Source organism: Paenibacillus sp. VT-400, from assembly GCF_001029205.1.
GTDB lineage: Bacteria > Bacillota > Bacilli > Paenibacillales > Paenibacillaceae > Paenibacillus > Paenibacillus amylolyticus.
The window spans coordinates 243,118-268,293 of sequence record NZ_LELF01000062.1; the positions used below are offsets into that span (position 1 = coordinate 243,118).

Below are 25,176 nucleotides of genomic sequence, written 5' to 3' on the forward strand. Positions count from 1 at the left end.
AAGGAACAGACGATGCAACACATGGATACAGAAATGTTTAGAACGAAGGGCAATGAGCCGGATAACAACCGCGGTAATATTCAACGTGATCCCGGATCAAAACGTTCGTTAAGCAAGGATATGATAGTTCAGGCTTCACTGGATGCAGTGAAAAAGCTAAATCCGGTGGTCATGATCAAAAATCCGGTCATGTTTATTGTTGAGATTGGTACATTCATTACGCTTTTATTAAGCATCAATCCAGATCTCTTCACCGCATCCGAGGCTGGGCGCGGGTACAACATTGCCGTGTTTTTCATTTTGCTGTTCACACTGCTGTTCGCTAACTTCGCGGAGGCACTTGCAGAAGGTAGAGGCAAGGCGCAGGCGGATACGTTACGCAAGACGAAGTCGGACACCATGGCCAATCTGGTACAGAAGGATGGAACCATCCGGCAAGTGTCTTCGACCCAGTTGAAAAAAGGCGATATGGTCCGTGTGGAAGTTGGTGAACTGATCCCGACGGACGGTGAGATTGTGGAAGGCCTGGCCTCCATTGATGAATCGGCCATTACAGGAGAATCCGCCCCAGTCATCAAGGAAGCAGGAGGTGATTTCTCCTCGGTTACCGGAGGTACCCGCGTCGTGTCCGATTACATCGTCATGCGTGTTCAGACCGATCCGGGTGAGTCATTCCTTGACCGGATGATCTCTCTGGTTGAGGGTGCACAGCGCCAGAAAACGCCTAATGAAATCGCGCTGACCACCCTGCTCGCCGTTTTAACCCTGATCTTTCTGATCGTCATTCTAACGATGGTTCCGATGGCGAATTATCTGGGTATTCGACTGGATCTGGCGACACTGATCGCACTGCTTGTCTGCCTGATCCCAACCACAATTGGTGGATTGCTGTCCGCCATTGGTATTGCCGGAATGGATCGGGTTACGCAGTTTAATGTGCTCGCCATGTCGGGTAAAGCGGTGGAAGCAGCCGGGGATATCGATACGTTGATTCTGGACAAAACGGGGACGATCACATACGGAAACCGTATGGCGTCTGAATTCATTCCAGTTCAGGGCATTACTTCATCAGAGATGACGCGGGCTGCTTTACAGGCTTCTGTGCGAGATGAGACCCCGGAAGGGCGTTCTGTTGTGGAATTGGCAGGCAAACAAGGCCAAAGTTGGTCTGAGACGGAGTATGCCAATACGGAAAATGTGGAGTTCACGGCAGAGACCCGGATGTCTGGTCTGAATCTGATCAGCGGAATGAAGATCCGCAAAGGAGCGGTGGATGCAATCAAACGTTATATTGCTTCCGAAGGAGGCCGTATACCGGGAGATCTGGATGAGATTGCAAATCGTATTGCGAAGGCCGGAGGAACGCCGCTTGCTGTTGCCATCGATGAACGAATCTACGGTGTGATCTATCTGAAAGACACTGTGAAGCCAGGGCTGAAGGAGAAGTTCGCTGAGATGCGCGCCATGGGCATCAAGACCATTATGTGTACAGGCGATAATCCGCTGACCGCAGCAACCATAGCGCTGGAAGCGGGCGTGGATGATTTTATTGCAGAAGCGAAGCCCGAGGACAAGATTGCGGCGATCAAAAAAGAGCAGCAGGAGGGCAAGCTCGTCGCCATGACGGGCGACGGTACGAATGATGCTCCTGCTCTGGCGCAGGCCGATGTGGGCCTGGCGATGAATTCGGGCACCATGGCGGCCAAAGAAGCGGCCAACATGATTGACTTGGATTCCGACCCGACCAAGCTATTGTCGGTCGTCTCCATTGGCAAACAGTTGCTGATTACACGCGGCGCACTGACAACCTTTTCGATATCCAATGATATCGCGAAGTATTTTGCGATCATTCCAGCCATGTTCATTCTCGCTATGCCGCAGCTTCAGGCGCTGAATATTATGAATCTGGCTTCGCCGCAGTCCGCGATCCTGTCGGCGCTCATCTTCAACGCTATTATTATTCCGCTGCTTATTCCCATCGCGATGAAAGGGGTTAAGTATCGGGCGATGTCAGCCGAACGACTGCTTGGTCGCAATGTGTTCATCTATGGCGTAGGTGGTGTGATTGTACCTTTTATCGGCATTAAGCTGATTGACATGGTTCTGTCGGGATTTTTTTAACGAGATAACAACCCATATCAATATTGTCCTTCTATCCTAATGAAATCAGGAAGTGATCTGTATGAACATGTTCTTGACCGCCGTACGGTTATCCGTTGTGCTTATGCTGATATGCGGCTTAATCTACCCGCTTGTAACGACTGGCGTAGCTCAACTTCTCTTTCCTGCGCAGGCGAATGGAAGTTTGATTACGCAAGATGAGAAAATCATCGGCTCGTCCCTGCTGGCGCAGGAAATCCAATCGCCGGGGCTGTTCCAGCCCCGGGCATCAAATGCCAATTATGATCCAACGGCTTCAGCCGGTTCGAATCGCGCCGTAGCCTCGGAGGAGTATATCGGCGAGATGAAAGAAAAGATTGCTCAGCTCCAGCAGGAAAACCCGGGATTGAAGCAGATCCCTGCTGATCTCGTGACGGGTTCAGGCTCTGGACTTGACCCGGATCTCTCTCCCGAAGCCGCTGAGGCGCAGATCCCACGCATTAGCAAAGCTACAGGGCTTAGTGAACAGCAGCTTGTGCAACTTGTAAATGAGCATACGCAAGGCCGTCAGATGGGTATATTCGGGGAACCGCGTGTAAATGTAACGGCTCTGAATCTGGCGCTGACAGCAGAAATGAACTAACGAACATATTAGCCTGCTCACGATATATCGGGAGGGGCTTTCTCCATTTTTTTCATCCTATTTTTAAAGGAAAGGGGGAGAGGGACGGATGGAAGACAGCTTCAAGCGCAAGTCACCGGAAGAGATGTTGAGGATGATTAGGAAGCTGCAGCAGGGTACGCTCAAAATCTACATCGGCCCAGTCAGCGGATCGGGCAAAACGTATCACATGTTACGAGAAGGGAATACGTTGCGTGAGCAGGGCATTGATGTGGTCATCTGCGCTGTCTCCACAATGCGCAGACCGGAAACGGTGGAACAGCTTGGCGCACTCGAACGAATTCCAAGCATTCACTGGTTACGCCAGAGTGATGATGTAGAGATGAAGGATCTGAACCTGGATGCACTATTGGCGCGTAATCCGGAGGTTGTGCTAGTGGATGGTTTGGCACATCGCAACAGAGAAGGTGCTCGCTATGCTACACGGCTGGAGGACATTCAGTTCTTGCTCCGAAACAACATCAGTGTCATGACAACGGTGAATGTGTATGAGCTGGAAGGCTATACAGAGCTGGCACGGCAACTTACGGGGATCGCAGCAGAATATACGGTGCCTGCCGATACATTGGAGCTTGCGGATGAAGTGAAGTTGATTGATGTCACGCCGGAAACCATACTGAGCCGTCTGGCAGAAGGTCATCTGAAGGGGCATGAGGAAGAAGCTGTGTTCCGTCAAGGCAATCTGGGTATTCTGCGCGAACTGGCCCTGAGATTGGTTGCGGAAGGGGTGAATGAATCCCTGCGCGAGCATCGAGAGGAGATGGGAATTACCGTCACAACAGGCATCATGGAACGGATTCTGGTGTCCACGCAATATCATTGGAATGGCTCCATCTATATCCGGCGTGGACAACAGATTGCCAAACGGCTGAATGGTGATCTGTGCGCCGTGGTTTTTCGGAATATGAAGCAGCCATTAACCAAGGAGGCAACCGTATTTCGGCGCAATATGATCAAGTTGGTGGAGAAGTTTGGCGGCCATATGGAGGAACTATCCGTATTACACCGTCGCAACATCCCGTCTACGCTGGCGCGTTACGCCATGGAGCACCAGATTACCCGGATTGTGATGGGACACTCCCGGCGTACACGCTGGCAGGAACTGTGGCAAGGGTCCGTTGTTAACTCGCTGCTGCGCAGATTACGTGGTGTCGATCTGTTTCTGGTTGCTGATCGAGCGGCCCGGGAGGGTGAACGTGTGGTTCCGGCTAAAGTTAACGATGTGGAGTCACTGACATACCGCAGACTAAGCGAGCAGGAAATGAAGGAACAGATTGGCCAGATTCAGCGCGGCACATTCAAAATATATATCGGAGCCGCACCAGGTGTAGGCAAAACCTACATGATGCTGCGGGAAGGCAATGATTTGCTCCGCAAGGGCATCGATGTGCAGATCGGCTTGCTGGAGACACATGGGCGGGCGGAAACCGTGGAGCAGATGGGCCACCTGTCTGTGATCCCTCGCGCGAAGCGCGTTTATCAGGAAACTCGTCTGGAAGAGATGGACACGGAAGCCATTCTGCATCTTTGCCCAGAAGTGGTGCTTGTGGATGAACTGGCACATACGAATGTACCCGGGAGTGTTCGGCAAAAGCGTTATGAAGATGTTCTGCTCCTGCTGAATGCAGGCATCTCGGTGATTACCACAATGAACGTACAGCATCTCGAAAGTCTGAATGATGCCGTTGAACATATTACCGGTGTTCGTGTCCGCGAGACCGTACCCGATCGGATCATTCAGATGGCGGATGAGGTGCAGTTGATTGATGTCGCGCCCCAGGCCTTGCGGCAGCGCATGAGGGAGGGTAAAATCTATGCAACTGCCAAGGTCGAGCAAGCCCTTGCGAATTTCTTCAAAATCGGTAATCTGATTGCCTTGCGAGAACTTGCCCTGCGCGAACTGGCGGACGATGTCGATGAACGGCTTGAAACACAGCAGGCCAAAATTGCACTTCGAGGACCTTGGCGCAGACAGGAAGCGGTCTTTGTATGTGTAAGCAGTGATCGTCATGCCGAGCGGCTGATCCGGCGCGGATTCCGCATGGCTTATCGTCTAAAAGCCATCTGGAATGTACATCATATCCACATCGGTGAGTCCATGAGTGACGAAGTGAAGTGCCATCTGGAAGCGTTGGAGCAGCTGACAATTCGGCTTGGTGGTCAATTTCATATTCATCACAGTCCAAGACTGCGCGATGTACCTGAGATTTTGGCAAGAAAGGCATCGAAGGCAAGAGCAACCCAGCTGGTGGTCGGGCAGGCAAGACGGGTGTGGTGGCTGAATGGCTATCGCGGCTCAGGGTCGGTGGTCAACCGACTTGTACGCTTGTCGCGGCATCTGGATGTATTAATCGTTGCAGATTATGATTATGAACTGAGCGGGATGTGAATGGATATTGTCTGAACAAATAAAAAAAGAAACGCAGGCAGCCCACGGGAAACGGGTTCCGGCATATGTATGGGTGACCCTCGGGGTGACGCTGCTAACTTTACTGCTTCATGCCATCGGCATGAGTGGTGATTTGGTTAATGTAGCGCTTATATATCTGTTTCCCGTCCTGGTGAGTGCCGTGTATTGGGGAATGGGGCCAGCTGTATATGCCGCGAGTTTTAGCGTCATTATGTTTGACTTCTTTTTTGTCCCGCCATATTTGAGCTTTACGGTTGAGGATTTGAGATATCTCATCTCCTTTGTTGTATATCTTGCGGTGGCGATCCTGACAGCCAGTCTTGCAGGTCGATTGCGACAACAGTTGGAGATGGTAAAAGCACGCGAGGCCACGACTAACTCCCTATACGCATTGAGTCGTCAGATGACAGCCATTACGGATCTGAATACGTTGCTGGTTAACATTGCAACCCAGGTTTCGCTCACCTTGGGCAAACCAGCAGCTGTTTATCTTCCGGATGGGCAGGGGGATCTGCTGGTTACAAGCTCTTCTGCACCCGCATCAGAAGGGGAAAAGGATGGCTGGGGAGATGGAGAGTCGGAGATTGCCATTGCCAAATGGGTGTATAATCACGGACAGATCGCAGGTAAGGGATCATCCGCTTTACGGGAATCTCCCGGACTTTACGTGCCGCTACGCACAGAGGAGCAGATTCATGGCGTGCTCGCTGTGAGCATGGACGTTGGTGAGGTTCATGAGCAGCAAGAACAGCAAGAACAGCTTCGTTTGCTGGAAGCATGCGGAGGACTGGCCGCAGGTGCCATTGCCCGAGTGAAGCTGGCGGAAGAGGCCCGATTGGCGCAGATCACTGCTGAATCGGAGCGCATACGCACAGCACTGCTGGATTCTGTCTCCCATGAATTGCGTACTCCCCTAACCGCCATTATCGGCTCGGCTACGGGATTGTTGGAGAATGATATACTTTTTACACCCGAGGATCGGAGAGAATTAACAGGCAACATTCGGGATGGAGCTTTGCGTATGAATCGTCTCGTCACGAATCTGCTGGGTATGGTTCGGCTGGAGAGCGGCATGTTGCAACTGAATCGGAAATGGTGTGAAGTGGGGGACATGATCAGCGTTGTACTGACACAGGTTCGGGAATTCAGTCCGCATCGTAACATTCAAGTTGAACTGCCTGATGATCCGGCCTTCATTTACGGAGATGAAGTATTGCTGGAGCAGGTACTGGTCAATATCGTCAGCAACGCCATCAAATATTCGCCCGACGAGACCCAGATTGTCATCATTGTGGCGAGTGATAGAAGTCCGAATCAATTGACGATCATGGTTGCTGATCAAGGCATCGGTATACCGGAAGCAGAAAGAATACGTATATTTGATAAGTTCTATCGCTCAGAGTCGACTCAGCATGTCACAGGGACGGGGCTTGGTCTGGCGATCTGCAAAGGTATTGTGGAAGTCCACGGAGGTACCATTGTGGCAGAGCCGAATCCGGGCGGGGGAACGAGAATGCGCATAGATATCCCCATGGAGGCTCACGGATCACGGTTTCCCTATTCAGAACAAGGAGAGGTTGAAGAATAACATGAACGCACCACTAGGGGCTCGCATACTGGTGATAGATGATGAGCCGCAGATTCGCAAATTGCTCAAGGTCACCCTTCAGGCACACCAATTCGAACTCCACGAGTGTGGGGATGGCGAAGAGGGCGTTATTCAGGCCAGTATTGTACATCCGGATCTGATCATCCTTGATCTTGGTTTGCCGGGAATGTCTGGCATGGAGGTACTTCGCCGGATTCGCGAATGGTCACAGGTACCGATTATTGTGCTGACAGCGAAGGATCAGGAGGGAGACAAAATTGCCGCTCTGGATGGTGGTGCAGATGATTATGTAACTAAACCATTCGGGATGGGTGAGTTGGTCGCCCGTATTCGGGTGGCGCTGCGTCATGTAGCCAAAACGACGGATGAGCCAATACTGCGCTTCGGATCACTAACGGTTGATCTGGCCCAAAGGCAGGTCGAACTGGAGGGGACTTTGGTCAGATTAACCCCGACGGAATATGAGATGCTGAAGGTGCTCGCCTCGAATGCGGGGAAAATCATCACTCAGCGTCAGCTTTTGCAGCAAGTATGGGGAGGGCATCATCATGAGTCCGACAGCCATTATCTTCGAGTATATGTGGGGCATCTGCGTAAAAAATTAAATGAAGATCCAACCAATCCGCGATATATTCAAACGGAGCCTGGCATTGGTTATCGCTTTTTGCTTCCTGCAGAATAAGGTTTAATGGAGCGGGGCGTTTCTTATAAATGATGTGATGTACGCTTCGGCGGGTGAGCGCTATAGAACGAACAATACACCGTCCCCTTTAGCTGCAAAGGAAACGGTGCTTTTGTATTATGACGTGTATTTTGGCAACCAGTCGCCGTGAGCCTCAATCAACTCATCGCACATCGCTACGATGTCATCGATAGACAGCTCCGCAGCTGTATGTGGATCAAGCATGGCGGCGTGATAGATATGTTCTTTTTTTCCAGTGATTGCCGCTTCAATTGTTAGCAGTTGCGTGTTGATGTTTGTCCGGTTCAATGCCGCGAGTTGTGGAGGCAGATCCCCAATGTACGTAGGGCTGATTCCTGATCCATCCACCAAACAAGGTACCTCAACACAAGCCTCGCGAGGCAGGTTGGTGATCAGTCCGTTGTTCATAACGTTTCCGCCAATTTTGTACGGGTTATTCGTCTCCATCGCTTCGATAATATGCGATGCGTATTCACGGCTGCGGGTATGTTCAATATTTTCGCTGGCAAACAGCTTGGTACGCATTTCTTTCCAGCCTTCAATCTGGTTCACACAGCGGCGTGGATACTCATCCAATGGAATGTTGAAGCGTTCAATCAACTCCGGGTAATTCCGTTTGATGAAGTAAGGGTGGTACTCAGCATTGTGCTCGGAGGATTCCGTTACATAATAGCCAAAACGCTGCATCAGTTCATAACGAACCATGTCGTCATGCTGTTCCTTCTGTTTTTCTTTCGCCAGACGTTTAATCTCGGGGTACAGATCCTGCCCGTCTTTTGTGACTTCGAGCAGCCATGCCATGTGGTTGATGCCTGCAATTTTGGCTACGACACCCGTCTGATCGATCCCCAGTGCATCAAACAGATGTGGTACACATACCTGCACACTATGACACAATCCTACGGTTTTGATCCCACCATGTACGTTCATGACGTTGGTAAGCACGGCCATTGGGTTGGTATAGTTCAGGAACCACGCATCTGGACATACTTCCTGCATATCTCGGGCGAAATCCAGCATGACCGGAATCGTCCGCAAGTTACGGAAAATTCCGCCAATGCCGAGTGTATCTGCAATTGTTTGACGCAGTCCGTATTTCTTCGGAATCTCAAAGTCCGTAATGGTACATGGATCATATCCACCGACCTGGATGGCGTTGATGACATATTTGGCCCCGCGCAGCGCTTCTTTGCGGTCATGATATACGTTCACAACGCAACGACTTCCGAGTGAGCGGGCCAGACTGGTCAACAAACGCTCTGAGTCGCTCAAGCGTTCAGCATCAATATCGAACAATGCCAGCTCAAAATCCTGCAGTGCTTCGGTCATCATGACATCACCCAATACATTTTTAACAAAGACAGTGCTGCCTGCACCGAGGAACGTAATTTTATTCATTTAAGTTTAGCCTCCCTGAAAAATGTTGTACCCCAACTATAGGCCGATTCGGCACATATAACTATGGCTCAAACCCTTTCAAACATGGCATAATCCCATTTTTGTTCCCGCTTTCAACTAATATGGAAGCACTTTAGCTGTTATAATATAAATAGACTAAATGAAGAGGTAAGCGGAACGAAGTCAGGATGGAGGGCGAAAAATGAGTCGCATTGAGATGAATGTGGTTCCCGCAGGCTGGACACAGATGGAGCTGATGTTGTTGTTTTTCGGGTGGGAGGCATGTGATCCTGCGCATTATTGGGGACCCGGTGTACGTGATTCTTACATTGTTCATTACATCCATGAAGGACGGGGCACCGTGTACATGGGAGATCAGGAATACAAGCTTAGCGAGGGACAGGGTTTTGTCATTCTCCCGGACACACTCATTCATTATGAGGCAGATCCGAAGGAGCCCTGGACGTATTCGTGGTTTGGATTCAAGGGTGTACAAGCCAAAGCATTCATGCAACGTGCCCAATTGAGCCCGGAGCGCCCGATATATGATGCCCATGATACAAATACGATGGAACAGTTGTATACGGAGATGGTCCAGGCTTCTACGCGTCCGGGAGGCGATGTGATGAATCAGAGTCTCTTGTACCGCTTGATGGCAGAATTAATCTCTTCTTCGCCTTTGGAGGAAGAAATAGGGCAGCTTCTTTCGAGCAAAGATACGTATATCCGGCAGGCGGTGCAGTTTATGGAGAACAGGTACAGCCAGCGAACCTCCATTCTGGATATTGCCCAAGCTGTGGGGCTGGATCGCACGTATCTGTCGGGATTGTTCAAAGAGCGATATGGCATGTCGCTACAGTCCTTTTTTCTGGAGTACCGCATGAATCGGGCTGCCGAACTTCTTCATAATCCAGGGCTGTCGGTCAGTGAAGTGGCCCATTCTGTCGGCTATACGGACCCATTACTTTTTTCCAAGATGTTCAAGCGAGTGACGGGTGTGTCTCCAAAGGGTTCGAGAAATCGAGATTAGACGCATCTAGTGTTTCAAATTTGAAAGAAAAGTTTTGATCATTAAACGTCGTCCCCCGCTATACTGATACAGAAGTGTAATTGAATATGTAGAACTTGGTGCTTTGCCCGTCAGGGTGGAAGCTTAATAGGGAAGTCCGGTGTGATACCGGCGCGGTCCCGCCACTGTAACAGAGGAGTCAGGTAGCGATAATCCACTGGTTTAAGCCGGGAAGGAGCTGCAAGTGACGATGATTCTGGAGCCAGGAGACCTGCCAGGTTTTACAAACACAGTAGTACCCTACGGGAGATAGGAAGGTGTTTAGAAAGCATGATTTTTTCTGGAAATCTGTTTGTTTAAGGCGTCCTCATCCAGTAAGATGGAGATGGACGCTTTTTTTGATAGAATTTATAAGTTTTCAGCGGAGCTGTGGATGAAGAACATCATGGCACATAAATAAAGTTTTGGGGAAGGACGTTAGAGCACTTGAGCAGATATATCGTTAAACGATTATTACAACTCGTAGTCGTATTGTTCGGCATCACGTTCCTGACGTTCCTGCTAACCTACCTGTCTCCTGGAGAAAGTCTGTCAGGATAATACTAATGTGCGGGTTTTCTTTATAGTCTAAGTAAGGTTATAAAAAGAGAATGATGCAAGAAGGGTTACCCCAGAAGTCCATAGATGACTTTCAGGATAACCCTTTTGTTGTATAACAGGCATGTTGTGTGTAGTTGGGATGTGACACTGGAATTACTTGTGAATGCTTTATCGTATGTGGTTCAGTACACCTATGTCATTAAGCACACCATAGTTTTGCGCAGGCTGTATAGTACTCGGTCGGGCACTTCATGGCTATTTCATCATATATTTATTGATTGCTTCATTGGGTGATTATCGGTATACAGATATTCAGTCTTCTTTTGGAGAGGTACTCCGCATATAGACTCTTCTGTCCACATGTAGTTGGCTACATATGCTTAGCCAGTCGTGCTGATATGAGAGATTCAAACTAGTGTGGTACTTGGGATTGGAAGTCATTCCGGCTGGACTGATCAGCATGGTAAAAGACAATGTCGCCATCCTTCAGCGGCCAGTTTCTGCCTTGACTGTCTGTTGGCGTTTTGTTGAAACCTTCCATCTGCCATTGATTCATCAGTGGTGCATGAATGTATTGCAGATGGGGCGCCTCTGTATTTCCATTCCGCAGGCTCTCCATGTTGAAGTTGACTACGATATAACCATTCTTTAGAAAAATATTCGATTTCTCATCCAGCTGATTTTGTCGAGCAAGAGGTTCGAGATCTGTACCTTTTGGTACGGCATATACATCGGCAGGCAAGCTGTACTCCCCGTACCAGCGCTGGATTGATGCATTGGCCCGGTCCACGTTGACCCCGGAAGGAATGTCCGTTTTGGGTCCAATGAGTGTCCGAATTGGAGCAGACAGGATCATCCAGTCATAACGACCTACCCATGTTTTTTGATGAGATGTCTGATCGACCAGGCGAACCATATGTTCTGCCAACGTACGCTGGCTGCGTTCTTCCGCTGTCAGTTCATAAGTATACTGGTAACGCGCTGTATCACCTAACTCTGTGCCAGGTACATTTCGAAGCCGTGAGTTCAGCACAACAAAGCGTTTCTCCAGATCCTGAGCCGATCCGATACGGATTAGGCGTTCCTGGCCTCGATGGTAGTACAGATCCACTTCTTGACGGGAGGTCCCGTCTTTACTCACAAAAGCAAAAGTGGGTGTAATTCGAATACCATCCTGTTTGCCAAACATATTGCCCTTGGTCTTCAGATCGAACTTGAAATGGTACCCTGTCTTCACAGTTGCGTTAGCAAATCCCTGTACCGGGTGGCTTCCCGGTCGAATGGGCAATACAAATGGAGCCAAGTTACCTCGCGGATCACCATCAATGCTATTCATCCCGGTCCAGTAGCTAAGGCCCGTTGGTTCGGGACTACCCAATCGCTTGCGAAATACATTTTCCCAGTTGTAATCAGAGATATCAGTGACGTGAAAATCATATAACCTTCCGATGACATCTACCGGTACAGTGTCCGCTGCAACATGATGTGCCAGATTAGTATTGGCATCCTGTTGCTCGGTAAAGTTTGCAGGTGCATTCTCTGCAATATTGCGGAATACAATATGGTATTTGCCTTCGTCTACCCATACAGGGAGATAGAATGTGGTGTCCAGTTGATTGACCGGAATATCCATCCATGTCTTAGCAGGGATAAACTGGCTCCGATCTGCGTTATAGACATCAAACGGGAATTGCACCTGTTTGATTCGAAAATATTTGGCATAGTCCCGATTCCCATAACCGGGATAACTCACTGCGTCCAAGTGCTGTCCTGATGTGGGAATTCGCACAATGAACGGACGTTCCAGAATGAGTGCAGCGCTGGTTGGGTCCGGTACGGTTTTCTGATTATGCGGTTGATCATCCGATACCCAGGCGTAGTTGACGACAGGGGTGTGTACCGTGACCGTGTTGATGCCGTTAATCGGTAATATTTTATTGGCACCCCCATTCACGTTACCCGGTAGCAAATCATAATAGATTTCACCAGAGCTTGTGGTGTTTGCCTTATTCAGCAGGGAATTGCTGATCATGTTACCCGGTTTGTACAGCACATCACGCCCAATCGTTGTTGGATTAGGAATATTGGATGGCGTCGGGCCATCTTTGGTTGCTTCCACATCATTCATAATGGTTGTGTTGTTGAATTTCACTAGATCATTATTCACTTTACTTTGAGGTGTGTTGGACTCAGCCATCCCTTTTAACCGTGATGTATCATCTGGCACACTGGGAGGTTGGTTCAAACCACCTGTTAATTTGGGTGGAGTATATGAGATTGAAGAGGTTTGTCCTGGTCGTACATGGCTTTCTACGGCTTCATCATTTTTAGACTCTAGTGTTGGTGGTGTGTATCCTGTTGGATTCATCGTAACGGTCTCACCGGGCAAAGCGTAATTATTCATGGTTGCTTTAGCGATCTTGTATACTTCCAGATTGTTAATTTTCCAGTAGGAGTAGTCTCTTGTGATCTGGAAGTTGTATGGCTTGGGTACCGTGTCGTTCGCGGGTACAGGTGGCCCTGGTGTACAACCATCATCATCACATTCCTCTGGTCCAGGTACTGTCCACTCTCTGTCGTACGGGATTGTGACATTACAGTTGTATGTAACTTTACCGCTCATTTTCGCCCAAGCTTGTTTAAACAGATAATTGTCAGCAAAGGCATTTGTGTAGAGTGATTCGGAAGTAGGTATTCCTTTTAACACATTGAATGTCTCATTATCTCTGTTATCTGACTTAATAACACCGTTGGCATTTGGATCGAGATCATTCATGCTCATGATGGTTCCAGCAGAAGGTGGTCCAATCGTTGGTGTGCAACCTCCACCGCCTCCGTTACCGTCGCCCTCGCCAGTACCTGGGTTCTCTTCAACACCAATGTTTGTAGTGGTAGTTAACTGAAATCCATCTTTCTTCCACAGTACGGTGATGGTTGTAGTTCCCCTACTGACAGCTTGGACTAATCCAGAATTACTAACGGTAGCAACACCAGGATTGGAGGATTCCCATGTAGTTGTACCACCGCTGCCAGTGTTTACATTGGTCTCCGCTCCAAAGTTTCCATCTCCAGTTTTCGTCTTGACCGTTGCATTCAATTGTTTGGACTGGTTCAAGCTAAGTTGCCCGCCAGCTGTGAGGTTGATCTCTTTGGTTATTTCGGCAAAGGCCCGCCAATATATATCCGTATTGAATATGTAGTCGGCAGAGAATTTAGGTGGATTATAGGGTCTGTGGGCTGTTGGTTCAATAGCACCTCCGATTTGCATCGTAAATTTCACTGCATCACCTGTGAAACTATCTACGCTGACCAAAATAGGTTCACCCGAAGTATAGTAATCTTTATTGTCCATATACATTGGTTTTAGTGAAGCAGAATTGAATTCAGAGCTATGATGTGGTTCACCAAGCTTATCTGTATATACAGTTGGCTTGTAGACTGGTTTGTCTAAAGGAAGATTGATACACACCAAGGATGAATTGGGTTTATTTGTCGTAGAATTATTTGATAATTCTTGTCCATTACATTCTCCGTCTACTTGCCACTTCATATTATCTAGTTGATATATGTAAATGCCGATATTACTTGTACCTTTACCTTCGACGGGACTAACTTTCTTTTGAGATTTTGCTGGGGTGGAAGGCTCCCAACGTGGAGCCTCCAAAGGGGGTTTTACCCCCGGTCCACCTCCAGCAAGAATAGAAGGAATAGGTGATAATATACTTATTATGAGTAAAGAAATGAATGATTTTTTAAGTACGGAATCGAAACGCAATGCGAATCACCCTTTTGAAATTAATTTGATGTGACATTGAAGTCGGTTCCCTCTTTGGTAATAAGTTTCACTTGAGTTGTTAATTCTTTATCAAAGTGTAACAATCCCATCGACCAGTAAGTAGGATTCTTAACCTGAAATAACCCTTTACTACCAAGGAAATCATTAATATGTGGTACTGAGTATTTAGAGAAAGATTCAGAATTTGGTGATTTTAAAGCATTGATACTTGGAGATTGTAAAAGGCTACCAGCCTGAAGTTGAGTCATGGAATTTTTAATATTTAAATCAAATTCAGCAAAAGAATAATACGATCCACGCAGTAAGGTATCTTTCTCATCAACAAAAACTGGATAATAGATACTACGTTTTAATCCTGTAACATACGGATTTATGATAATCCAATTTTTTAATTTAACATCTGCATAACTAGTAACTGTAACTAATTCTTTATTTCTGACTTGAGAGAATTGATCAGTGACTCTACTGTAATCATACGAATCAAAGAATTTATTTTTTGGTGTTTTCTGATACTTAGGCGCAATAATATTCAAATTCGTACCCGTCAAACCCACCGCCCGCAGCTCATTCAGACCCTGAAAATCGGCAGGTTTTGCCTTGGCAACTGTTGCATAACGGGCGATCAATACAGCTACTTCAGCTCGTGTTGTAGTACGATCAACGCCAAATGTTTTATCGTTTGCCACACTCATCAGTCCTGTTCCCAGCGCAACGGCTACTGCATTTTTTTGAGCGCTTGCGAGTTTACCAGTGAAATATTCCTTTGTAGGCACAACGGTGTTGGTTACATCAGAGAGTGCTTGTTTGTACTCAGGATCAACCACGGTTAGCCCTTGCGTTAGCCAAGTAGCCATTTCGCCTCGTTGAAGAGCGCCTTGTGCATCCAATTTTCCCTTGTAATTAGAAGGGTTGATAAAACCTTTTGCTATAGCAGTAGAGACACCACTTTTTGCCCACTCGGGGATGTCCGTGAAATTGTTTTGTTCTTGTGTCGATGCATTAGGCTGGTCGGATAGACGTCCCAGGATACTTGCCATTTCAGCTTTGGTGACCGGTGAGCTGGGTTTAAAAGTCCCGTCGGCATACCCCTTGAAATAACCTTGTTCCACGGCTGAGTTAATCGCTGCGGATGCCCAGTGTGTAGCTGGAACGTCCTTGAATGTAGTTGTAGCTTGTGCGGCTTCTACAGAACTCCCAACACCTCCAAAACCTACGATACCCCCTGTTAATAAAGCCAATGCCGTTACGCCGGAAATTATCATTTTTCTCATGAATTTTACTCCTCTCAATTGTGAATTTTTCTCCTTGATATGTACTTTTCAGGCTACTAGATACTAAATTTGTAATAATAATCAATATTCTACCATGTAAAACTAGGCTGTTGGTATGATTTATCAATATATTTCCTCCTCTGCATAGAACTCTTACTACTTCTCCAGACCTATATTTCCTCCAAAAAACACAAAAAAAGGCCACGAATCCGCAGATTCACAGCCTTATGCTTTAAGGTCTCCAACATATGTAGTTGCATCAATAGTCAATTCAATAATCAATAAATCAAGAATACTCGATTTCCAACCATTTGAAAAGCCCATATTCTTCTTACTCTAAATAAAGTCAGGCTATCGGTGTTCCATTAGGCAATGGGCTATCCGGTGAGAGCAAGACAACATCGCCTTCACCAGGCACGCCGCCAAGCACAAGTACTTCAGAGACAAAACCGGCAATCCGCCGGGGTGGAAAATTAACTACAGCAACGACCTGTTTGCCGATGATCATGTCAGGGGTATAGCGCTGGGTGATCTGAGCACTGGAACGTTTCAGGCCAAGTGGTCCGAAGTCGATCGTCATTTTAATAGCGGGAATGCGAGCCTTGGGGAAGGGTTCGGCCTCCACCACGGTACCAACCCGGATGTCATGCTGCATGAACTCTTCAAAAGTAGCCATAGGGGTAAATCTCCTTTCAACTATTGGGGACTATTATAAATGAAAAATCAACAAAAAATCCAGATTACGCTGTATCGTAACCTGGATTTCTGTTGTGTTGCTTTGAAACAAATTAAGCGCCGTTCCAATTCTCTCCGGTGAGGTATTTCTCGGTGAGGATGGATAACATCTGAATACCTACTTCATTATGTCCGCCTTCTGGAATAATGATATCGGCATACTTTTTGGATGGCTCGATAAAAGCATCATGCATCGGTTTTACCGTTTCAAGATATTGTTTGTACACGGATTGGATCGTGCGTCCGCGTTCCTCAATATCCCGCAGCACTCTACGCAAAATCCGCACATCGGAATCAGTATCAACAAATACTTTGATGTCCATTAGACTGCGAAGGTGTTCGTCAATCAGCACATGCAATCCTTCTACAATGACAATATGGTTCGGTGCCAGTTCAACGGTCTCATTGGCAGCACGGTTATCTATGGTGAAGTCATATACGGGGGCATACGCCGCTTGGCCTTTTTTTAACAGGGTGAGATGCTCAATCAACAGATCATTATCGAATGCAAACGGGTGATCGTAATTGGTGAGTCGGCGTTGCTCAGGTGTGAGCTGCGACTGGTCTTTGTAATAATTGTCTTGGGATATAAACGTAACTTTAGCTGATCCCAGACGGTCTATGACGGAGCGAGCTACCGTCGTTTTACCGGAGCCGGTTCCTCCGGCGATACCAATAATGAGCATGGTTGTTCCATAAGCCTCCCTAAAATGGCAGCATGATGAATGGATAAAAGCGCATCAGAAATCCTTCTTTCATGGCCTTTATCCACATGTCTGTCTCTGAATACACAATTCCTTCATTGTACCATAGCACTCGACTTTTTTCATCTTGGTGAATGGACCATGTTTTGCCTTCAAGGGGCGTTATGCATGCTCATATTCATTTTACTGCATATTTTTGGATGATACTCCCTGTGGTGACTCCCATAGTGCCATTAGTCGCTGGCCGATGGAACTTTTGGTGAACAGATTCAGGATGATAAAACCAAGTACACTTCCTGTTGTATTGGCTATTATATCGTTCAGATCGGTACTGCGACCGTTGCCGAGGGTTACTCGAAGCATGAGCTGTGTTATTTCAATGAGGAAACTTAGAGCTAATCCCGCTAATGCTGCTGTTCGCATCGAATGAATCCAAGGCTTTATGAAAGGAAGCATGAACCCCAGTGGCATAAACAGCACAATGTTGAGGAGAAAGCTTGGTGCATCCGCTGTCAGAAGCGGAATCCATTGAATGCTTTGATACCATGGGGTCTGATTGGCATAAATTCCGATGTTCACGTCGATAGGGAAAAATACAAAGTGCATAACGCCCAACATATATATGGCAAATGCGAGCATCGACACATACTGCCTAACCGTGTACCTGGTTTTGCTCACCCTGGCATGGAGCATGAGGGCGAGCAGGACCAGAACGAATAATGGACCAAGTACGATGAGAGATGAGATTGAATATTGGATGGACATGGAATAGCTCCTTCGATAAGGCAATAATATTAGGCTATTGAAGCTGAATCTTCATTTCCATTCCCTTGATGAATTGTGTATCTTTAACCTCTTCGGCGAAGTCATCCTTGATCTCGAAAGGTTTCACTATCAGATATTTTACATCCTTGGCTGTTGTGGCATATATGCGTTCCGATTTCAGTTGGTTACCCTCGTATATGCCTTCGCCGCTAAGTGAGGTCAGTTGCCGCCCCTGATCATCATAGACGGCAAATCCGATGTGACTCAGCTTTTCCTGCTCCTTTGCCGTAAGTGTATTCTTATCATTCAAACTGATAACAGTAGTTAGACGAGTGGTGACAGGGGTAACCACAGCTTCCTTAACAGCGGCCATATACAGATCGTTGGTCATGGCTGTGTTAGGCAGAACCTGATGAATGTTTTCTGTTGATTTGGTAAATGGAACCGTAAGCTCGAACTCATGATCGATGCCCTGCAACGTCAATTGAACTTGAGCATCGAACTGATCCGGCCAATGTGCCGTTCCCTGATCGGAGGAAATGACCTGCTCAAAGAGCAGTGTATCTGGCTGCGTTTCTCCTACCGAACTATAGAACAGTCCGCTATTCGGACGGGTCCCGTCGACTTTTAAAAAGACATCCTCAATTCCGCTGCTCAGTTTCACGATGTCCTTGCCATTGTCATATTCGCCTTGATTCAGATTAGGCGCAGTGAAATGAACCAGAAACGCAGCACGTGTACCATCATATACCGCTTCAAGCACTTCGAGCTTCACATCCTGGTAAGCGACCTTGCTGTTAACAGGGGTAGTCAAGCCTTCGTTGCCCGCCGTTCGCAGACCCATATCGGCTTCTATCGAGCTAAAGAGGCTGCCCACGAGTGGAATATTGCGCAAGGAGGCAGCCATGGCCGGTGATACAAAGCCGGATGCAAATGCGGTAACGCCCAACACTCCGGCTGCGATCGTCGCAGCTGCAGCCTTGTGCCATCGCTTGTTCCGGCGACTGGAGCGCAAAGTCTGTTCCGTTTTCAATGTGTCTGGCGACACCGGCAGAGATTCCAGTGTGGCATCAATCCGGTTACGAACGAGTTCAGACATCAGGGGACGCTCCTTCGCTTGGTTCTTTAATTCCTGATCGATATTAAACGGGTTTGACATGTAAGTTTACCTCCCGAAAATTTTTGAATTTCTGATATAACTCCTGCCTTGCCCGAGTAAGTCTCATTTTCACTGCACTTTCGGAAATATTGAGGGCATCGGCGACTTGACGCAGGGACAGGTCCTCAAAATAATGCAAAACGACAACAATTCGTTTCGATTCCTCCAGACGGTCTACCGCTTCTCGCATATCGACCTCATCGTAGGGACTGGAATGCTCCCGCTTTACTGAAGGTACTTCCGCATAAGCGGTGGAGAGAGAGCGGCGGGACAGCATCGTGTTACATTCATTGATGAGGATACGAAACAGCCAGGTTTTAAAATACCGGGGTTCCCGGAGTGTATGCACCGATTTGTATGCGTTCAGGATTGTCTCCTGAATGGCATCGGCCACGTCCTCCTCTTTTCGCAGCATGGATTTTGCCGTATTGTACAAAGAGTTTTCAATGTCTCGAATAAGCCGGATAAAGGCTTCACGATCTCCTTGGATGGCCTGGTTAACGAGATCGGTTGAACCCATGGATAACAGCTCCTTTCGTATTGGAGGGATGAAGCCAGCACTTGGCTGGTTTTTATATGAATTAGACTGGCGGGTAGGGCATATGGTCACATTTTCTTTTTATAGTTTTAAAAAAGGGCGTTGTTATATATGACGTATCGGGTCTCTGCGTTCCCTTCAATGATAAGAGAGGTTGATTTTTCCCTAAGATTGGATGATTGACTTTTTCAAAAACAGCACTATAATAAACTTATATTCATAACACGGACTGTTACTGGGGAAACCAGGCATGACCGAATTCGATTGCTTTACTGTAATCGCTTTCGGTCTTTTTTTATTTTTGTTGGGGGGTGAGAACATTGAAGGTTATCAAGAAAGTAAACAATAACGTGGCCATCGCTATTAATGAACATAACGAAGAGGTTTTTGTCGTAGGCAAGGGTGTAGGATTTCTTAAAACGCCCTATGAGCTGACGGAGACGGACTTGGTGGAGAAAATATTTGTAGCACCAAAGAACATCCGTATGTATGATCTGCTGAACAGTATTCCGATTGAGGATATTTATCTCGCGGAGGAAGTCATCAAGCTGGGTAGTCAGATCCTGAATAAAACATTTAACCCGAATCTGCTTCTCACCCTGTCCGACCATATCAGTTTTGCATTAACCCGAACGAGAGAAGGCATCCGTATCAAAAATCCGCTGGAATGGGAAGTGCGGACACTCTATCCGGACGAGACCCGGGTGGGGGAGGCTGCGCTGAAGCTGATTCAGGAAAAAACGGATATCGCTCTGCCAACAGCCGAAACAACACTGATTGCTCTGCATTTTGTTAATGCACAGGTTGGATCGGGAGAGATGACGGATACCACCAAGGTAACTACAGTTACGGGCGAGATCCTGTCCGTGATCAAATATGCGCTCAAAATTGACTTTCAGGAGGATTCCATCCATTTCATGCGCTTTGCCACACATATCCGGTATTTCATTCTGAGGCAGATGAGCGGTAAGTCGCTCAAAGACGAGAATGAATCGCTGTTTCTAATGGTGAAGGAGAAGTTTCCGAAAGAACTCGCTTGTGTGGAGAAGATTGCGGACTTTCTGAAAAATAACTATGGCTGGACCTGTTCGGATGATGAAAAATTATACTTGATCTTGCATATTCAACGATTGATCTCGAATGAACCAACAGAATGAACCTAATGAAGGAACTAACCAAATAATCCATATTGGACTGTTACTGATTCGATCAGGCATGACCAAGCGTAGGGAATGACGATTCCCCGGCTTGGTCATTTTTTATATATCCAATTTATTCATGTAGAGGAGAAGGGTCATGAACAATAAAGACTTGGCTAAAAACGTACTTGATCTCGTTGGCGGCGAGCAAAATATATCCGGGCTAACACACTGTGCAACCCGTTTGAGATTCGTATTAAAGGATGATAACAAAGCAGACCTCAAGGCACTGGATCAGCTCGAAGGCGTGCTCAAGGCACAAAATTCCGGTGGACAGGTTCAAGTTGTTATCGGTGCTAAAGTAGACGCGGTATACAGTGAAGTGAAGAATTTAACTTCTGACCATATTGGCGAGCTTACGGAGTCTACAGACAGTGGACCGAAAAAGAGACGTAACCCCGTCAACGTAGTGCTTGAAACCATCGCAGGTATATTCACGCCTGTTCTGCCAGCACTCGTTGGTTGCGGGATGATCAAATGTTTGGCTACCGTTATAACTGCCATGGGTTACCTGGAAGGCTCCGGTTTCCTGACGATCATTAACATGATCGGGGACTGCATTTTCTACTTCATGCCGTTCTTCCTGGCTGTCAGTGCAGCAAACCGTTTCAAAACTAATCCCTATTTGGCGGTAGCTCTTGCTGCGGGACTAATGCATCCAACCATTTTGAACGCTGCGGCTCAGATTGCCGAGACGGGTGTAAATAGTATTGATTTTCTCGGCATGCCGATTCTGTTGATGAAATATTCCTCTTCCGTCATTCCTATCATTCTAGCGGTATGGATCATGAGTTATGTGTATCCAATCGTCAATCGAGTGATTCCCAAGTTTCTACAGGTCCTGCTTACCCCAATGATTGTTTTGTTCATTATGATTCCAGTGGAACTAATCGTGCTTGGTCCAGTAGGTTCATATATCGGTGACTGGTTGACCAATGGCATTAACTCATTGTTCTCAACCGCAGGTGTTCTTGCTGGTGCGATTCTTGGATTTTTCAAACCAATTATGGTCATGTTTGGTATGCACTATGCGATCATGCCGATTCAGGTTCAACAAGTGGCTACACTGGGTGCAACCGTTCTGTTACCAACGGCACTGGCGGCGAATTTGGCTCAGGCTGGAGCAGCCTTCGGTGTGTTTGTCCTAACGAAGAGTAAAACGATGAAATCAGCGGCTGCTTCGAGTGGATTCACCGCGTTGTTCGGGATTACCGAGCCGGCGATCTATGGTGTAACGCTGAAATACAAACGTCCCTTTTTCGCAGGTTGCCTGGCAGGTGGATTAGTCGGTGGATTCTACAGCTTGGTGCATACAACAGCGAATGCAATTTCACTTCCAGGTGTATTGGCAATTGGCACGTATTCCTCTGATCGTTACATGTATGTCGTTATTGGTTGTATTGCCGCCGTTGTACTCGGGTTTGTGTTCACGCTGTTGGCTGGCATCAAGGAAGATACAGATGGAAATAAATCGAAGAAGCAAGCTACGGATAAAGTAAATAGCAATCAGACAGCCGTTGCCACAGAGGCAACTACAGCGTCCGTATCATCACTGACATCCACATCTTCTGACATGCTTATCGTTAGTCCAATGACAGGGGAGATCAAACCGATCTCTGAAGTGGAGGATCAAGCGTTTGCCCAAGAATTGATGGGTAAAGGCATTGCAATCGTTCCGGCAGATGGCAAGGTATACGCTCCATTTGACGGGGTAGTCGAAGCACTTTATCGCACCAAACACGCCATCGGATTGAAGGCCGCGAATGGTGTCGAGATCCTGATTCATATCGGTGTGGATACCGTCAGTTTGAAAGGGAAATATTTTAACGCCCATATCGAACAGGGACAGACAATCAAAGCCGGAGATTTATTGGTGGAGTTTGATCCGGAGGGCATTACGTCAGCAGGATATAACACGATTACATCGATTGTGGTAACCAACATGCAACAGTACGGAGATGTGCTGACTACAGCGACCAGCGGCCCGATCCGGGAGAGTGAACCTTTGATCAAGCTGATTCCATAAAACTTGTAATAAGACCTTAATAACACGTAATAACAGGAGGAAACTAAAATGACGAATTCCAATTTTCCAAAAGATTTTTTGTGGGGCGGTGCACTGTCTGCCTGTCAGGCCGAGGGAGCTTATAATGTGGACGGCAAGAGTCTTACCATTCCAGAAGTGATGAAATTTAACGAGAAGAACGACCGTAAAGTGACCAAGCAGATCAGGGTTAATTGGGAGATGATTGAAGAGGCCAGGAATGACCCGGATACGGTGAAATATCCGAAGCGCCGGGGGATCGATTTTTATCATAATTTCCGTGAGGATATCGCTTTGTTTGCCGAGATGGGGTTCAAAGTATTCCGTTATTCCATTTCATGGGCTAGAGTATTTCCAGGTGGCGACGATGCCGCTCCGAATGAAAAGGCATTAGAGTTCTATGATCAAGTTATTGATGAATGTCTTAAACACGGTATGGAGCCCTTGATCACCATCAGTCACTTTGATACACCAATTGTACTGATGGACAAGTTCGGAGGATGGTATAACCGCAAGCTAATTGATCTGTATGTGAACTATTGTGATTTGTTGTTTAATCGCTACAAGGGCAAAGTGAAATATTGGGTGACATTCAATGAGATTAACATGAGCGTGAAAGCATCGGCCAAAACGCTGGGAATCATTGATTATGATGCTCCGAATTATGAGGAAATGTTGTTCCAGGGGCTTCATCATCAATTTGTAGCTGCGTCCAGAGCAACCAAGATGGCACATGAGATTGATCCGAATAACCAGATCGGAAGTATGGTGGCTTATTTTACAACGTATCCTTACACTTGCAAGCCGGAGGACGCACTTCAGATGCAGCAGGATGATCAGATGAAAAATCAATTTTATCTCGATGTGCTCAATAAAGGCGAGTATCCTTACTATAGTAAAACGTATTTTAAAAACAAGGAAATCCAGTTGAACATCGAGGATGGCGATCTGGATAGCATTCGCGCACACACGGCTGATTTTGTGGGGATGTCGTATTACAACTCCATGATTTCCAGTAGTGATACCGAACAACTCGAACTAACGGCAGGCAATGTACACAGTGTATATAAAAACCCGCATCTGCCGGCTAACGAGTGGGGTTGGCAGATTGATCCCATTGGCCTGCGTTATACGCTGAATCTCGTCTATGATCGATATCAAAAACCTGTCTTTATTCTGGAGAACAGCTCAGGCTTCTACGACAAACTGAATGAGGACGGAACGATCAACGATCCGTACCGGATTGATTTCCTGAGCAAACATATCGAACAGATGGGACTCGCCATTGCCGATGGGGTCGAAGTGTTGGGATACACGATGTGGGGACCTATCGACATGATCAGTTCAGGGACCTCCGAGATGAGCAAACGGTACGGATTTATCTATGTCGATCAGGACGACTATGGCAATGGTACGCTGAAAAGATATCGTAAGGATTCCTTCTTCTGGTATCAGAATGTGATCCGTACCAACGGAGCAGAACTGTAACGCACCATGAACATTTTGGGTCGTATCAAAAAAATACCCGGCGGCTTGCTGATTGTTCCTATGCTGGTCGCCGCGGTCATCAACACGGTGTTTCCATCGTTTTTTCAGATCGGAGATCCAACAACAGCGCTATTCACATCGAAAGGTACCATGGTGCTGATCGGTATGATTTTACTGATATCAGGAACACAGCTTAACTTGTCACAGCTTCTGGTGACTTTGAAGAGAGCAGGGGTGCTCTGTATTTCACGCATCCTCATCAGCTGTCTGTTCGGCTGGGCGTTTGTGCACTTTTTTGGCATAAGTGGGGTTGGAGGAGTGTCTGCGGTAGCCTTCATTGCCGTTCTGACCAGTTGTAATCCGGGATTATATCTGGCCTTGATGAACACGTACGGAGATGATGTGGATCGTGCTGCGTTTGGCATTCTGAATCTGATCGCTGTACCGGTTATTCCGGTCATGATATTGAATTCGGCAAGCGGCGTCGGTATCGATTACCTCAGTGTAATTGCTACGCTGGTGCCTTTCTTCATCGGCATACTGCTTGGTAATCTGGACAGTAATATACAGAAGATGTTCGCTCCGGGGACACTGATTCTGCTGCCTTTCCTGGGCACAAGCTTTGGGTCCAATATTGATCTGCGTATAGCATTTCAGTCCAGTCTGTCCGGTTTGCTGGTCACAGTGTTATTTTTGCTGATCTGCATGTTGCCGCTCATTGGAATCGATCGCACGATATTAAGACGGTCCGGTTACGCTGCGGCTGCGACATGTTCGGTTGCTGGACTGTCCATGGTGGTGCCATCGATGGCTGCCGAATTCAATCCGGCGTATGCGCCTTATGTGGATACAGCTATCGCTCAGATTGCGTTTGCCGTGATCCTGACGTCGGTGACCGTGCCTTATATCGTGAAGCGTTTGGCTGGAGGAACAGCGACGGAAGCTTCTGCATCAACAAATCACTAG

The 25,176-nt window shown here is 47.2% G+C and carries 18 protein-coding genes and 1 riboswitch; of the genes, 10 read left to right on the forward strand and 8 right to left on the reverse strand.

All coding sequences use genetic code 11. The features are described 5' to 3' along the window. Nucleotides 1-120 precede the first annotated feature (120 nt). From kdpB to EL84_RS09565, 5 genes are all read left to right on the forward strand, one after another. A complete protein-coding gene (gene kdpB / locus EL84_RS09545) occupies nucleotides 121-2,121 on the forward strand; it encodes a potassium-transporting ATPase subunit KdpB (RefSeq protein WP_047841549.1) in 2,001 nt (666 codons plus the stop codon). 61 nt (nucleotides 2,122-2,182) lie between these two features. Beyond that, nucleotides 2,183-2,743: a potassium-transporting ATPase subunit KdpC gene (gene kdpC, locus EL84_RS09550; protein WP_047841505.1), complete on the forward strand. Its 561-nt coding sequence runs from the start codon at nucleotides 2,183-2,185 to the stop codon at nucleotides 2,741-2,743. An 88-nt stretch (nucleotides 2,744-2,831) separates the two neighbouring features. Beyond that, entirely contained in the window at nucleotides 2,832-5,171 is a 2,340-nt protein-coding gene (locus EL84_RS09555; RefSeq protein WP_047841506.1) for a histidine kinase, read from the forward strand. Between the two features lie 7 nt (nucleotides 5,172-5,178). Then, nucleotides 5,179-6,780, forward strand: a complete 1,602-nt coding sequence (locus EL84_RS09560) for an ATP-binding protein (RefSeq protein WP_235431511.1) — start codon at nucleotides 5,179-5,181, stop codon at nucleotides 6,778-6,780. 1 nt (nucleotide 6,781) lies between these two features. Continuing rightward, complete coding sequence (locus tag EL84_RS09565) at nucleotides 6,782-7,483, forward strand: response regulator (RefSeq protein ID WP_047841508.1); 702 nt, start codon at nucleotides 6,782-6,784, stop codon at nucleotides 7,481-7,483. A gap of 117 nt (nucleotides 7,484-7,600) precedes the next feature. On the opposite strand, the gene EL84_RS09570 is transcribed toward EL84_RS09565, so the two are convergent. Further along, nucleotides 7,601-8,902 carry an alpha-glucosidase/alpha-galactosidase gene (locus tag EL84_RS09570; protein ID WP_047841509.1) on the reverse strand — a complete coding sequence of 434 codons (1,302 nt, stop codon included), beginning with the start codon at nucleotides 8,900-8,902 and terminating at the stop codon, nucleotides 7,601-7,603. Between the two features lie 202 nt (nucleotides 8,903-9,104). Here EL84_RS09570 and EL84_RS09575 point away from each other — a divergent pair, with 202 nt between their 5' ends. Next, nucleotides 9,105-9,932: an AraC family transcriptional regulator gene (locus tag EL84_RS09575; RefSeq protein ID WP_047841510.1), complete on the forward strand. Its 828-nt coding sequence runs from the start codon at nucleotides 9,105-9,107 to the stop codon at nucleotides 9,930-9,932. A 79-nt stretch (nucleotides 9,933-10,011) separates the two neighbouring features. After that, nucleotides 10,012-10,205, forward strand: a riboswitch (cobalamin riboswitch). A 718-nt stretch (nucleotides 10,206-10,923) separates the two neighbouring features. Here EL84_RS09575 and EL84_RS09580 read toward each other — a convergent pair. From EL84_RS09580 to EL84_RS09610, 7 genes are all read right to left on the reverse strand, one after another. Then, nucleotides 10,924-13,824 (reverse strand): DUF5704 domain-containing protein, encoded by a 2,901-nt coding sequence (locus tag EL84_RS09580; protein ID WP_235431512.1) that lies wholly within the window; start codon nucleotides 13,822-13,824, stop codon nucleotides 10,924-10,926. Between the two features lie 482 nt (nucleotides 13,825-14,306). Next, nucleotides 14,307-15,578 (reverse strand): S-layer homology domain-containing protein, encoded by a 1,272-nt coding sequence (locus EL84_RS09585; RefSeq protein WP_047841511.1) that lies wholly within the window; start codon nucleotides 15,576-15,578, stop codon nucleotides 14,307-14,309. 346 nt (nucleotides 15,579-15,924) lie between these two features. Then, a complete protein-coding gene (gene csaA, locus EL84_RS09590) occupies nucleotides 15,925-16,254 on the reverse strand; it encodes a chaperone CsaA (RefSeq protein WP_047841512.1) in 330 nt (109 codons plus the stop codon). A 112-nt stretch (nucleotides 16,255-16,366) separates the two neighbouring features. Further along, nucleotides 16,367-16,999 carry a uridine kinase gene (gene udk / locus EL84_RS09595; RefSeq protein ID WP_036616377.1) on the reverse strand — a complete coding sequence of 211 codons (633 nt, stop codon included), beginning with the start codon at nucleotides 16,997-16,999 and terminating at the stop codon, nucleotides 16,367-16,369. Between the two features lie 201 nt (nucleotides 17,000-17,200). Continuing rightward, nucleotides 17,201-17,782 carry a VanZ family protein gene (locus EL84_RS09600; RefSeq protein ID WP_047841513.1) on the reverse strand — a complete coding sequence of 194 codons (582 nt, stop codon included), beginning with the start codon at nucleotides 17,780-17,782 and terminating at the stop codon, nucleotides 17,201-17,203. 34 nt (nucleotides 17,783-17,816) lie between these two features. After that, nucleotides 17,817-18,941, reverse strand: a complete 1,125-nt coding sequence (locus EL84_RS09605; RefSeq protein WP_047841514.1) for a DUF4179 domain-containing protein — start codon at nucleotides 18,939-18,941, stop codon at nucleotides 17,817-17,819. Then, on the reverse strand, nucleotides 18,925-19,461 hold the full coding sequence (locus tag EL84_RS09610; RefSeq protein WP_047841515.1) for a sigma-70 family RNA polymerase sigma factor: 537 nt from the start codon (nucleotides 19,459-19,461) through the stop codon (nucleotides 18,925-18,927). Before EL84_RS09610 ends, EL84_RS09605 begins: the two co-directional genes overlap by 17 nt. Before the next feature lie 329 nt (nucleotides 19,462-19,790). Here EL84_RS09610 and EL84_RS09615 point away from each other — a divergent pair, with 329 nt between their 5' ends. From EL84_RS09615 to EL84_RS09630, 4 genes are all read left to right on the forward strand, one after another. Continuing rightward, nucleotides 19,791-20,636 carry a PRD domain-containing protein gene (locus tag EL84_RS09615; RefSeq protein ID WP_235200849.1) on the forward strand — a complete coding sequence of 282 codons (846 nt, stop codon included), beginning with the start codon at nucleotides 19,791-19,793 and terminating at the stop codon, nucleotides 20,634-20,636. 139 nt (nucleotides 20,637-20,775) lie between these two features. Next, nucleotides 20,776-22,704: a beta-glucoside-specific PTS transporter subunit IIABC gene (locus tag EL84_RS09620; protein WP_047841516.1), complete on the forward strand. Its 1,929-nt coding sequence runs from the start codon at nucleotides 20,776-20,778 to the stop codon at nucleotides 22,702-22,704. A 48-nt stretch (nucleotides 22,705-22,752) separates the two neighbouring features. Then, nucleotides 22,753-24,210: a glycoside hydrolase family 1 protein gene (locus EL84_RS09625; RefSeq protein ID WP_047841517.1), complete on the forward strand. Its 1,458-nt coding sequence runs from the start codon at nucleotides 22,753-22,755 to the stop codon at nucleotides 24,208-24,210. A 6-nt stretch (nucleotides 24,211-24,216) separates the two neighbouring features. After that, complete coding sequence (locus EL84_RS09630; RefSeq protein WP_047841518.1) at nucleotides 24,217-25,176, forward strand: 2-keto-3-deoxygluconate permease; 960 nt, start codon at nucleotides 24,217-24,219, stop codon at nucleotides 25,174-25,176.

Excerpts from the sequence above, each read along its gene's own strand:
- kdpB (WP_047841549.1), top strand. The coding sequence starts at position 121 with ATGATAGTTCAGGCTTCACTGGATGCAGTGAAAAAGCTAAATCCGGTG.
- kdpC (WP_047841505.1), top strand. The coding sequence starts at position 2,183 with ATGAACATGTTCTTGACCGCCGTACGGTTATCCGTTGTGCTTATGCTG.
- EL84_RS09555 (WP_047841506.1), top strand. The coding sequence starts at position 2,832 with ATGGAAGACAGCTTCAAGCGCAAGTCACCGGAAGAGATGTTGAGGATG.
- EL84_RS09565 (WP_047841508.1), top strand. The coding sequence starts at position 6,782 with ATGAACGCACCACTAGGGGCTCGCATACTGGTGATAGATGATGAGCCG.
- EL84_RS09570 (WP_047841509.1), bottom strand. The coding sequence starts at position 8,902 with ATGAATAAAATTACGTTCCTCGGTGCAGGCAGCACTGTCTTTGTTAAA.
- EL84_RS09575 (WP_047841510.1), top strand. The coding sequence starts at position 9,105 with ATGAGTCGCATTGAGATGAATGTGGTTCCCGCAGGCTGGACACAGATG.
- EL84_RS09585 (WP_047841511.1), bottom strand. The coding sequence starts at position 15,578 with ATGAGAAAAATGATAATTTCCGGCGTAACGGCATTGGCTTTATTAACA.
- csaA (WP_047841512.1), bottom strand. The coding sequence starts at position 16,254 with ATGGCTACTTTTGAAGAGTTCATGCAGCATGACATCCGGGTTGGTACC.
- udk (WP_036616377.1), bottom strand. The coding sequence starts at position 16,999 with ATGCTCATTATTGGTATCGCCGGAGGAACCGGCTCCGGTAAAACGACG.
- EL84_RS09600 (WP_047841513.1), bottom strand. The coding sequence starts at position 17,782 with ATGTCCATCCAATATTCAATCTCATCTCTCATCGTACTTGGTCCATTA.
- EL84_RS09605 (WP_047841514.1), bottom strand. The coding sequence starts at position 18,941 with ATGTCAAACCCGTTTAATATCGATCAGGAATTAAAGAACCAAGCGAAG.
- EL84_RS09610 (WP_047841515.1), bottom strand. The coding sequence starts at position 19,461 with ATGGGTTCAACCGATCTCGTTAACCAGGCCATCCAAGGAGATCGTGAA.
- EL84_RS09620 (WP_047841516.1), top strand. The coding sequence starts at position 20,776 with ATGAACAATAAAGACTTGGCTAAAAACGTACTTGATCTCGTTGGCGGC.
- EL84_RS09625 (WP_047841517.1), top strand. The coding sequence starts at position 22,753 with ATGACGAATTCCAATTTTCCAAAAGATTTTTTGTGGGGCGGTGCACTG.
- EL84_RS09630 (WP_047841518.1), top strand. The coding sequence starts at position 24,217 with ATGAACATTTTGGGTCGTATCAAAAAAATACCCGGCGGCTTGCTGATT.